Annotated in this window: 12 protein-coding genes; 4 read left to right on the forward strand and 8 right to left on the reverse strand. The window is 68.7% G+C overall.

The window, feature by feature from the left end; all coding sequences use genetic code 11:
- Positions 1 to 20: 20 nt before the first annotated feature.
- The 5 genes from DP107_RS06050 to DP107_RS06065 all read right to left on the reverse strand — a co-directional run bounded on the left by DP107_RS06050 (position 21) and on the right by DP107_RS06065 (position 6,306).
- Positions 21 to 1,874: a hydantoinase B/oxoprolinase family protein gene (locus DP107_RS06050; protein WP_144261239.1), complete on the reverse strand. Its 1,854-nt coding sequence runs from the start codon at positions 1,872 to 1,874 to the stop codon at positions 21 to 23.
- The gene (locus tag DP107_RS06055) at positions 1,871 to 3,934 is read right to left on the reverse strand and encodes a hydantoinase/oxoprolinase family protein (protein WP_144261240.1); all 2,064 of its coding nucleotides are present in this window, start codon (positions 3,932 to 3,934) and stop codon (positions 1,871 to 1,873) included. The genes DP107_RS06050 and DP107_RS06055 overlap by 4 nt, the downstream gene beginning before the upstream one ends.
- A 995-nt stretch (positions 3,935 to 4,929) precedes the next feature.
- Positions 4,930 to 5,361 (reverse strand): acyl-CoA thioesterase, encoded by a 432-nt coding sequence (locus DP107_RS06060; RefSeq protein WP_144261241.1) that lies wholly within the window; start codon positions 5,359 to 5,361, stop codon positions 4,930 to 4,932.
- Positions 5,362 to 5,432: 71 nt separating this feature from the next.
- Entirely contained in the window at positions 5,433 to 5,594 is a 162-nt protein-coding gene (locus DP107_RS19885) for a hypothetical protein (RefSeq protein ID WP_185977189.1), read from the reverse strand.
- A gap of 151 nt (positions 5,595 to 5,745) precedes the next feature.
- Entirely contained in the window at positions 5,746 to 6,306 is a 561-nt protein-coding gene (locus DP107_RS06065) for a carboxymuconolactone decarboxylase family protein (RefSeq protein ID WP_144261242.1), read from the reverse strand.
- A 157-nt stretch (positions 6,307 to 6,463) separates the two neighbouring features.
- On the opposite strand from DP107_RS06065, the gene DP107_RS06070 reads away from it, so the two are divergent.
- A complete protein-coding gene (locus tag DP107_RS06070) occupies positions 6,464 to 7,375 on the forward strand; it encodes an MBL fold metallo-hydrolase (protein WP_144261243.1) in 912 nt (303 codons plus the stop codon).
- Between the two features lie 132 nt (positions 7,376 to 7,507).
- On the opposite strand, the gene purT is transcribed toward DP107_RS06070, so the two are convergent.
- Positions 7,508 to 8,704 (reverse strand): formate-dependent phosphoribosylglycinamide formyltransferase, encoded by a 1,197-nt coding sequence (gene purT, locus DP107_RS06075; RefSeq protein ID WP_144261244.1) that lies wholly within the window; start codon positions 8,702 to 8,704, stop codon positions 7,508 to 7,510.
- Positions 8,705 to 9,581: 877 nt separating this feature from the next.
- On the opposite strand from purT, the gene DP107_RS06080 reads away from it, so the two are divergent.
- Complete coding sequence (locus tag DP107_RS06080; protein ID WP_144261245.1) at positions 9,582 to 9,788, forward strand: hypothetical protein; 207 nt, start codon at positions 9,582 to 9,584, stop codon at positions 9,786 to 9,788.
- Here the strand turns inward: DP107_RS06080 and DP107_RS06085 are convergent.
- Entirely contained in the window at positions 9,785 to 10,015 is a 231-nt protein-coding gene (locus DP107_RS06085; protein WP_185977190.1) for a UPF0058 family protein, read from the reverse strand. The two genes, DP107_RS06080 and DP107_RS06085, sit on opposite strands and share 4 nt — an antisense overlap.
- Before the next feature lie 106 nt (positions 10,016 to 10,121).
- On the opposite strand from DP107_RS06085, the gene DP107_RS06090 reads away from it, so the two are divergent.
- The gene (locus tag DP107_RS06090; protein WP_185977191.1) at positions 10,122 to 10,928 is read left to right on the forward strand and encodes a DUF63 family protein; all 807 of its coding nucleotides are present in this window, start codon (positions 10,122 to 10,124) and stop codon (positions 10,926 to 10,928) included.
- Positions 10,929 to 10,988: 60 nt separating this feature from the next.
- Positions 10,989 to 11,219, forward strand: a complete 231-nt coding sequence (locus tag DP107_RS06095; protein ID WP_144261248.1) for a hypothetical protein — start codon at positions 10,989 to 10,991, stop codon at positions 11,217 to 11,219.
- Here DP107_RS06095 and DP107_RS06100 read toward each other — a convergent pair.
- Positions 11,216 to 11,289, reverse strand: a 74-nt coding sequence (locus DP107_RS06100) for an acyl-CoA dehydrogenase family protein (protein ID WP_144261276.1), incomplete at its 5' end; no start/stop codon positions are given. The genes DP107_RS06095 and DP107_RS06100 overlap by 4 nt on opposite strands.

The raw sequence follows: 11,289 nt of genomic DNA on the forward strand, positions 1-11,289 counted from the left end.
GGTCCGGCCCGGCCGGCGTCTCAGTCGCGACCGTCGAACTCGCGCCGTTCGGCAGCGATCTCCGCCTCGAGGTCGTCGTCGTCCGGGAGCGGTCCGTAGTCGAACTCCGTCGGCTCGTCCCGGGTCTCCCGGATATCCGAGCGCTGGCGCTCGGTCGCGTCAGCGTCGACGCTCCCGTCGTCAGTGACGACGACGCCGTACTCCTCCCGGGCGGCTTCCTCGGAGATCAGCCCGCGATGGACCTCCGTGGCGACCGTCTCGGGGTCACGCCCGAGCGGGTCGCCCAACCCGCCGCCACCCGCCGTGCTGAAGACGAGCTTGTCGCCCGCGGCGACGGGAACGTTCTCGACCTTCGACGGGAGTTCCTCCTCGGTCCCGTCGGAGCGGACGAGCTTCTTCTCGCTCGTCCGGGCGTGCGAGCCGCCGTCGACGCCCCAGGGGTAGGTGTGGGCGCGGTCGTCCTGGAAGGTGATGGCGCCGTCCTCCTCGAAGGTGTACACCTTCGTGATGCCGTGGCCGCCACGGAACTCGCCGGCGCCGCCGGTGTCCTCGCGGGTGCTGTACTCGTCGATGGTCAGCGGGTAGTAGGCCTCCTGATACTCGGCCGGGACCGTCCGGAAGAGGGGCCACCAGGAGTGCCCGTCGAGCCCGTCGCCGCCGGGGCGGGCCGGGATGCCCCCGTAGAGGATCTCGAGCATCTGGAAGTCGTTCCCCTCCGAGTCCGTGCCGGCGTAGACGAGGTTCGGCGAGGTACCGTAGCTGCCGGCGACGGAGAACCCGTCGATGAGCTTCGAGAACGTCGCCTGCAGCACGTCGAACTGGCGCGCCATCACCGGCAGCCGGTTGCCGAGCGCGGCGGGGAACTCCGGCTGGACGACCGACCCCTCGGGGAGCGTCACCTCGAACAGGTCGTAGTACCCGTCGTTGAACGTCAACAGCGGGTCGAACGCCATGATGAGGAAGACGCCGGTGAACATCTTGAACATCTTCTCGTTCAGCAGGAAGTTCACCGTCCCCGGCACCTGGTCGTCGGTCCCGGTCCAGTCGAGGTGGACCGTCTCACCCTCCCGGTAGATCTCCAGGTGGAGCTTGATGGGCCCGTTCCCCATCCCGTCGTCGTCGACGTAGTCCTCGAAGGTGTAGCGTTCGCCCTCCGGCACGAACTCGCGGATGAGGTCGATCATCCCGTCGCGGGTCCGGTCGAGGATGGCGTCACAGGCGGCCACGTACGTCCCCTTTCCGAACCGGTCACAGAGCCCGTGGATGCGCTCCTCGGCGGTCCGTGTCCCCGCCGCGAGAGCCTTGATATCCGCCTCGGCGTGCTCGGGGAGCCGCGTGTTGTGGGCGAACGTCTGGAGGAGCTCGCTGTCGAACTCGCCGCCCTTGTAGAGCTTGACCGGCGGCAGGCGCATCCCCTCCTCGAACACGGTCGTCGCCTGGACCGGCATGCTCCCGGGCGTCTTCCCGCCGACGTCCATGAGGTTCCCCCACTGGCTGGAGTAGCCGATGAGGTCCCCGTCGTAGAAGACGGGGCGCAACAGCAGCATGTCCGGCGTATGCGAGACCGCCCCGGCGCACATGTACGGGTCGTTCGTCGCGATGACGTCGCCGTCCTCCAGGTCCGAGACATCGAACGGCGAGTTCTCGATGATGGTGTCGATGGCCGAGCCGAACTGGCCCATCACCATCCGCCCCTCCGCGTCGGCGATGAGTGGGAACTGGTCGGACTGCTCCCGGATGACCGGGCTGATGGCCGTCGTCTCGACGACCCGGTCCATCTCGTCGCGCGTGTTCGCGAGCGTGCTCTCGATGATGTCGAGCGTCGTCGGGTCGACGTCGTGTTCGCCGACGAAGTCCGGCGCGTCAGTACTCATTCGGAACCACCTCTGGTGACCTCGATGTTGGCATAGCGGTCGATGGTGGCCGTGTGGTCGGGCTGGATGACCACCGTCGAGTCGTCCTCGACGACGATCGCCGGCCCGGAGATCTCGTTGCCCGGGTGGAGTTCGGCGCGGTCGTAGATCGGCGTCTCCACGTAGCTCCCGTCGAAGTACACCTCACTCGTGTCGATCCGTGCGCCGCTCGGCTCCGTGTCGCCGAGCGGCTGCTCCTCGATGGCGACGCCCTCCAGACCCCCCTTGCCGATGACCCGGAGGTTGGCGATCTCCAGCGGCGCGTCGAGCGAGAACCCGAACTGCCGGTCGTGGCGGGCCTCGAAGTCGTTCTTGATCTCGGCGAGGCCGCTGCCGTCGACCAAGCTGTCCACGTCGATCGGGATCGACATCTGGATGTCCTGGCGGTAGTAGCGGCAGTCGGCGAAGTAGTCGAACTCGTGGGCAGACGGTTCGACTCCCTCCGATTCGAGCCACGCCGTGGCCTCCCCGCGGAGGCTCTCCAGCTCCCCGTGGACGTCCGCGCCGTCCACGTCCTGGTCGGTTCGGAGGTAGGTCTCGGAGAACTCGTTCTGGATGTCGGAGGTGAGGAAGCCGAACGCGGACATGACGCCGGGGCCCGGCGGAACCACCAGCGGATAGGCACCCATCACGTCCGCGAGGGCGTTGGCGTGCATCGGGCCGGCACCGCCGAACGCGACGAGGCCGAACTCGCGGGGGTCGTAGCCCCGTTCGACCGAGACCACCCGGAGCGCGCCGTGCATGTTCTCGTTGACGATGTCCAGGACGGCCTGGGCGGCCTCCTCGACACCGGTGCCACGCTGTTCGGCGATGCCCTCGATGGCTGCCCGTGCGGCCTCGTGGTCGAGGTCCATCTTCCCGCCGAGCTGGACCGTCTCCGGGATACGGCCCAGTACGACGTTCGCGTCCGTGACGGTCGGCTCCTCGCCACCCTGACCGTAGCAGGCCGGGCCGGGGTCGGCACCGGAGCTCTCGGGGCCGACCTGGAGCGCCCCACTCAACTGGACGCGAGCGATGGAGCCACCGCCGGCGCCGACCGTGTTCACGTCGACGGAGCGGGATTTGAACTCGCGGTAGCCGACCTTCGTCTGTCGGGTCGTCTCTGGCGTCCCGTCCTCGACGAGCGAGACGTCCGTCGAGGTCCCGCCCATGTCCAGGGTCAGTACGTCCGGGACGCCCTTCCTGCCCGCGATGGTCGCCGCGCCGACGACACCGCCGCTCGGACCGGAGAGGGCCAGCTCCACGGGCCGGTTCTTCGCCGCCGCCGAACTCATCAACCCGCCGTCGGACCGGACCACGTTCATCGTCGCGGACGACCCCGCCGCCTCCAGGGAGTCATCCAGGTCGTCCAGATACCGGATGACCTGCGGCCGGGCGTAGTCGTTGATGACGGTCGTCAGGGTGCGCTCGTACTCGCCGTACTCCGGGACGATCTCGGCGGAGATCGACACCGGCAGCTCCGGGGCCTCCTCGGCGACGATCTCCCGGACCCGCTCCTCGTGGGCGGGGTTGAGATAGGAGTTCAACAGCGCGACGGTCACCGCCTCGACGCCCGCGGCCTGCAGGTCACGGACCGCCGAGCGGACGGCGTCCTCGTCGAGCGGTTCCGTCTCCTCGCCCTCGGGCGAGGCGATCGTCCCCGCGACGCCCCGGGTATCGACCAGGTCCGCCAGCGGCTCCGGCTTCTGCATGTCCATCCAGCCGTACAGCGGCCCGGGCGTCCAGGCCCGTGCCAGGTGGAGCACGTCCTCGTGGCCCTCCGTGGTGATGAGGCCGACACGGGAGCCCGTCTCCTCCAGCAACATGTTCGTCACGACCGTCGTCCCGTGGAACAGCAGGTCGAGTTCGCCGACCGACGTTCCGGCCTTCGTCGTTGCCTCCTCGATCCCCCGTAGCACTCCCTCCGACGGGTTCGCGGGCGTCGAGAGCACCTTGTCTATCGTGAGTTCGTGCGTGTCCTGATCGAACACGATGACGTCGGTGAAGGTGCCCCCGACGTCCACACCCAGGTTATGCGCCATATGGTACCAGGAGACGAGAGAGGACCACTTATATCTATCTGGCCGCATAAAGATGCTCGGATGATGACGGGTTCCAGTGGGCGCGCCGGACACGGGACGCGAGTTCGACGGGCCCGTCGGTGATCCCGGCCCACACGTAGTGGTTCCCGCAGTTGCTCACCGATGTGGGTTCGGCCGTGTGGACACTCCCTGCTCGGCACGACTCGACCGGCAGCGGCCGGTGGACAGTGGGCGCGACCCCTGCAGTTCGGTTCCGCGTGACGAGGGAATCGGACCGGTCCCCTCGGTCCCACCGACCTCGCGAGCGCTCGTATGCCGGCCTGAATCGGATGGGAGTCCCCCCATGCTCCGGTCGGCTATCCTCACCGCCGACGGGAACCCCGACCCCGAGACCCGAGTGTACCGTCTGCCGATCACGCCGGACGGACTATCGGCAGTCGACGGGGGCGTTCAGCACCGGCGCGAGGGGGGACGGACGGGTGTTCGCGCGACCGCGCCGCGGACATCCGACCCGAGCCGCTCCGTGTCGGTCCCTATCGTCGTCACGCGAAGCGGATGCCGGACGGACGTTGCATCGGCCGTGTCGGTCCGTCCGGCGCGGACATCGACGCGGGGTCGATGGCAGGTCACGGAGCGTTCAGGTGCCGCCATCGGTGGGCATACAACACCGTCGTCGGGGCACCGTCGTTCTCGGCCAACTCATCCGAGGACTCGGGACCGTCCGTGCTGCTCGGCCGTACGGTTCAGCCGTACTCTGCCGGAACGGGTGGAGCCACCGAGTGCCGTGGCCGTGCGCTCTCCCCGCAGTTACCATCGCCGGCACCCTCACCTCCAGAGCGAACTCGGCCGGGGCGGGCGACGGTTCCATGGCGTGGGGCCTCGTGCTCAGGTACGAGCATTGAACACGATACCCTCTCCCGTGCTCTGATGGAGGCCCGTGTTCGAGCAGGGGCTACCCCGGCTTCTCGGCGCCGTTCGAGCGTGCGGACACTGAACTAGCACGGTGCCGTCTCGACGAGGCGCTCGCCACGGTCGGTCTCCGGTACGACCGCCGGCACCTCTACCGGCTCGCCGTCCTGGTCGACGGCGACCATCGTGAAACAGGCCGCGGTGGTCGGTGATGGCTCGTCCTCGCGCGGGTCACGGCTCTCCACGCTGACGTGCACCTCGAGACTGGTCGCTCCCGTCTCGTACACGTATGCCGACAGTTCGGCCACGTGCCCGACCGGGATCGGATTCCGGAAATCGACGCTCCCGATCTGTGCCGTGACGCACGTCTCGCTCGCTACCGTCATCGCCGAGACGGCCGCCAACTCGTCCATCAACCGGACGACCTCACCGCCGTGCGTGTTGTCGTAGTTGTTCGCCTGGTTCGGCTGAATCCGCTCGGTCGATTCTGTATACGAATCGAGCACTGAAACTGGCACCATCGACTAATGCAGCCACAGCGGTATAAACCAACAGCGGGCGTTCATCGGTGGCGGACCCCCCCCGACAGTCAGGTATCCCACGACTCGATGCCCGTGGTCTCGAACCGCGTGCCGCCCTGATCGCCTGCCGCGTCGTCGCCGTCGTCCGTCGGACACGGTTCGGGCCGAGCGCCCGCCTCGGACGGCCACCGCCGCAGGAACGTCAGCAGTCCAATACGCGTGACGCTCACGTCGCCCGGTATCGGGGTCCTCCAACGGGCGGTGCGGCGGTGGTGCGGCCGTATCGACGCGTCGTCCCAGACCTCGTCAGGTGGTCGATAGGGAACAGGTCGTACTGTTCGTGCCCCTCGTCGGCATGACCGCGCGTTGACGATGGAGTCCTCACGAACCGTCCAGCGGCGTCTCGCTCGCGGGGACCACGTCGAAGGCATTGAGCACGCAGGCGAGCATCGCGTAGTACCCCACCGTCGCGGTCAGTTCGACCAGACCCTCAGTGTCGAACCGCGATTCGGCGGCGGCGAAGGTCTCCCGTGACACCGTACTGCCGTCGAGCAGCTCCCGCCCGTACCTGACGACACTCGCCTCGTGGTCGGATAGACTATCCGAGTCCCCGTCGATGACGGCCTCGAGCGTGGTTTCGGTGACACCAGCCTCGCGGGCGATCGGTGCGTGGATGGCCCATTCGAACGCGCAGTCGAGCGCACGTGCCGTCGTGAGGATCGCCAGTTCCCGGTCCCGATCCGCGAGTGAACTCTCGAAGCGGACGTACGCACCCAGTCGTCCGACGCGACCGGCCAGCTCCGGTCTGTGTAGGAGAACCCCGAACGGCCCCTGAATCCCTCCGCGACTTTCGACGAGCGAATCGTACTGGTCGTGGGCTTCGGCCGGTAGCTGGCTGCGCTCCGTGACGAACGGCACACGCGGCTCGCGTTCGAGCGACATGTGGACCGGTCGCCCGTGCCCTACTTATGGGTTCACCCATGGGCCCCATCGGCAGTCCCTCGGGTCGGTATAGCGACCCCGCCCGCGTCGGTCCGGCGCACTGCTCGAACGCGTCGTGATGCGCACGTTTTAGCCCCGTTTGGCCCTACACGCGTCCATGCAGGTCACGGCTATCGGGACGAGCGGTGGGCGTCCGACCTCCCAGCACGGAACCAGCTGTACGTATCTGCGCCTGTTCGGCGACGAGCTGCTGTTGGACTGTGGTGAGGGCTCCGTGCAACGCCTGATGCGACATGATGCCTCCCCGAACGTCGATGCCGTCCTCATCAGCCACTTCTACGCCGACCACACGCTCGGCCTGCCCGGCCTCGTCCAAGCGCTCGAGATGAACGAGCGCGACAGGCCGCTCGATATCCACGTCCCGGAGCGTCGCACCCAGCGGGTCGTCGACATGATCGACGGTGCGTACGAATGGCCCAGCTACCCGATCAACGTGGAGGGGTACAGCGGGAACGACCCGGCGATACGGACGGACGAGTACACCGTCAGCGCGTTCAGCACGCCGTATACGGAGCACTCACACGGGCTCGTCGTCAAGGAGACCGAGCGACGGGAGTTCCTGGCGGCGGACGCACGGGCACTCGGTCTGGACCCCGGACCGAAGTACGGGAGGCTACAGAACGGTCAGGCCGTCGAAACGGACGACGGGAGGACGATCACGCCCGCGGACGTGTTGTCTGACCCGAAGCCGGGCCGGAAGATCGTCTACACGAGCGACACCAGACCGACCGCCGATGTCGTCGACGCCGCCTCCGACGCCTCACTGCTGATCTATCACGCGATGTTCACCGGGGAACAGGCGGAACGGGCCCGTTCGACCGGCCATTCGACCGCAACGGAAGCGGCACAGGTCGCCTCGGAGTCCGGGAGCCAGCGACTCTGGCTCACTCACATCTCCCCGCGACACGAGGGCGACGAGCAGGCGATGGCAGAGCGGGCTGAGGCGGTGTTCGAGGGCGACGTCGCAGTCGTCCGGGATGGCGACACGACGGATGTCACACGCGGGTAGTCCGAGGTCCCCGTCGGAAACGGGGTTCCGCCGTCGGATACCGGGGGAGAGCGGCTCCCCCGCGGCGGGTGATCGGCTACCGGACCGTGGCTACCGGGAGCGAACGCGAGAGGTCCCCGTCCCGTTGCGGGTTCAGTCGGCGTCGGTGATCGAGACCGAGGCCGCCGCACGCTCGGCCCGTTCACGCGCGACCGTGACATCCTCGCCCGTTGCGACGGTCACGCCCATCCGGCGCCCGCCGTACGCACTCGGCTTCCCGAACAGCCGGAGCTCCGTCCGTGGAACCTCGAGCGCGCTCTCGACGCCAGCGTAGGCCGGGTTCTCCACCGCCTGCTCGGAAACGATCGCGCGGCTCGCACCCGGCGCGTCGGCCTCGACCTCCGGCACCGGGAGCCCGAGAACCGCCCGGAGGTGGAGTTCGAACTCGCTGTGTGGCTGTGACGCGAGCGTGACCAGCCCCGTATCGTGTGGCCGCGGCGAGAGTTCGCTGAACAGGACCTCGCCATCGCGAACAAAGAACTCCACGCCGAAGATCCCGTACCCCCCGAGTCCGTCGGTCATTTCCCGCGCCATCGTCTGGGCGTCCGCGAGCGCCCCGTCGCTCATCGCACACGGCTGCCAACTCTCCCGGTAGTCGCCGTCGACCTGACGATGGCCGACGGGCGGACAGAACGTCGTCCCCTCCTCGTGTCGCACCGTCAGGAGGGTGAACTCGAAGTCGAAATCGACGAGCTCCTCCACGATGACGCGGCCCGTATCCGACCGTGTTCCGGCCCGTGCGGCCTCCCATGCGTCCTCGATACCGTCCCGATCGTCCACGATGGACTGCCCCTTCCCCGACGAGGACATCGTCGGTTTCACGACGATAGGGAGGCCGACGTGGTCGACCGCATCACGATACGCGTCCCGGCTGTCCGCGAACGCGTAGTCGCTGGTCGGCACGCCGACGTCCTCGGCGGCGAACTCACGGATCCACTCCCGGTCCATGGTCAGCCGGGTCGCCTTCGCCGTCGGAATCACGTCGTACCCCTCGTCCTCGAGCCGCTGGAGCTCGTCCGTCGCGATCGCCTCGATCTCCGGGACGATGAGGTCCGGCGACTCCTCCTCGACGAGTGCGCGGACCGCCGCTCCGTCGGTCATATCGACCACGTGCGACCGGTGTGCCACCTGCATCGCGGGCGCTCCGTCGTACCGGTCCGCGGCGACCGTCTCCACGCCGAGTTGCTGGGCCTCGGATACGAGTTCGGCTCCTAACTCACCGCTTCCGAGTAGTAACAGCGTCGTTGCGTTCCCGCTACGTGGAGTGCCGAGCCGCGTTCCATGCCTCATGCGTCCGAACTCGGTCGGAACCAATGAAAAACCCCGGACATCCCTTCCGTCGGCCGGTTTCGGGATGCGATGACCGCTGGTACGACCTCCGCCACCGGGGACGCCTACCGGGGGTTCCCCCCGCAGCGTCCCCGAGGCGGTCGATCGCGTGGCTCGGCGGGACCCGCTCGGTGCGATTCCCGACCTGCCGTGCGGGACCGGCCGAGCCGTGCCCTCGAGTCCGGGAGCGGACTCGCCGTCGCATCCGAACCCCGACTGCCGCCGTCGTGCCCACGGAGCACACGGGTCCCGGTCCCCGGACGACCCGGGTCGACCACAGCGCGCCGGGAACGGTTCGCCGCTCGGAGCAGCGACACCGACCGCCCCCGGGCCGACGACCGACGGGGGCCGCCGCTCGCGGGTCACGTGCCTCGCCCCCTCTGCTGTCCTCAGCGACCGCGCGCGCTATCGCCGACGTAGTCCAGTCCGGCCTCGGCGATGCGATAGTAGCCGTCCGTCCACTCGCTGGAGGAAGGCGCTTCGTTAGTAGCTTCAGGCGGCGCTTCAGCGTCCCCTCCGAGAAGGTGACCCCTCGGTCGAATTTCATCTCGTGGTACAACACCTTCGGCGGGAGTGCCAGGCCGACCTCTGCCGGATACTCCAGGATAGCGACATCACGTCGGTTCGGCTCCATCGCACCGTCGTAGGCGCTAGCAGGTGTATGATTTCGACGGTAATTTCATATATCGTACTAATCAGCGCGAGACCGTGGCGGATGGCGCCGTACGGCTCTATCCAACGACGTGGCCGGTGGCTGCGCCGGGGCGGTGACCGTTCCCCCCGAACGGCCTCCCGTTGCAACGATACACTCAGGGGGGTCACGGCCCTACGTCGGGTCGTGACCGAGCCGTCCGAGGACGAAGGCCCAGAGGCGCAGGCAAAGGAGCTGCAGGCGCGGCTCGTGGTGCTCCGGCTCCGGGAGGGGACCGCCAACTTCGAAGACAAGGAGGCGATTCGCCGCGAGATTCGCCGCATCGAGGAGGAGCTAGAGTCGCTCGGCGTCGACCCGGACCTCGAGGACGGTCCCGGGGAGACGGGGGTCTAGTCGGCGTCAGGGGACATCTGGTGGCGGCCCTCCATCGACTCGGTCAGCTCGGCGAGCAGCGTCAGGACGGCCTCCTCCTGGTCGGCCTTCGACCGATGGATGGCCGTCGGGGAGACGTCACACGTGTCGTATCCCGGCGTCTGTACGGGCTCCCCGTGTTCGCGCTCGTAGTACTCACGGATCTGCCGCAGCAGGCCGTGCAGGTAGACGAGTTCCTGTTTCCGCATACAGTACGGTATGGGCCGGTCCCGTAAGGGTCTGTCTCCGAACGACATTGCCCGCGCCCCGGCCGATACGCACAACGATTTTGATGACGCCCGGCCCGGAAACCGTATGGTCGGCCCCGCCACCCCGGACGTCGCCGTCACCGCTGCCGTCGCGGGTGGCGGGGTCGTCGTCGCTGGGTTCCTCGCGGCCGCCGGGGTCCCGGTTGAGCGACGGACGGTCCTCGCCGCGACGCCCTGGATGGTCGTCGGCGGACTCCTCCACACGCTGGCGATCGCGGGGGCGTACGACGGCCTCCCGGCGGGAATCCTCGGCTCGGCGCTCGCCGCCCCTGCGGCCGTCGCCATCGCCGGCCTCCCCTGGTTGGCGCTCGTCCAGATCGGTCGCGTCCGGCCGCGGGCCGACCCGGCGGGCTATCTCGCCGCCACCGGGGGGGGCGCGCTCGTCCCGCTGCTGGCCGCGACCGTCCTCTTCGGCCGTGCGACCGTCGCGACCGTGGTCCCCGTCGTGCTGACGCCGGTCATCGCGGCTATCGTGACGGCGGTCGTCGTGTTCGTGCTCGGCCTGAGCGCGGCCCCCGCCATCGCCACGACCCGGTCGCTCGGCCTGCTGGTCGTCTACGCGCAGGCGTTCCACGCGGTCGCCATCGCGGTCGCCGTGGACGGGCTCGGGACGGCCGCCGAGGCGCCACTGACGGCGCTGGCGACCGACCTGGCGGCCATGGGTCCCGAGGGGTTCGGGAGCGTCTGGCCGCTGGTCGCCGCGAAACTGGCTGTCGCCGTGCTGACGCTGGTCGTCGCCGGCCGCGTGGTCGAACGACGGCCCGTGGCGGGCTATCTGCTGCTGGGCGTCGTCGCCGCGCTCGGCATCGGGCCCGGGGTCGCGACGCTGCTGGCCGCAACACTCCTCGCTTGACCGGCCGGTCGCGACCGCGGTATCCCCCGGAATAAAGAGCTCGCGTGCGCCAGGCGTGGCATGGAGACCGACGCGGACCCCGCCGGCGTCGCCGTCGCGTTGGCCCTCGGGGTCGCTATCGGCGCCGCCCTCGCCCTGCCCGCGCTCCCGCCCGGCGGCCTCGGCGTCGCGGTCGGGAGCGTCGAACTCGACACCGTCGGCACCGTCCTCGTGGTGAGTGCGCTCTCCGTCCTCTTGCTCCCTCTCGGACTGTTCAGCCTCTACCAGCTGTTCTCGCTGGCGGACCGTTAGCCCAGTAGCTCCCGTGCGATGATGTTTTTCTGGATCTCGGTGGTGCCCTCGTAGATCTGGGTGATCTTGG

Source organism: Haloglomus irregulare (assembly GCF_007421925.1).
GTDB classification, from domain to species: domain Archaea; phylum Halobacteriota; class Halobacteria; order Halobacteriales; family Haloarculaceae; genus Haloglomus; species Haloglomus irregulare.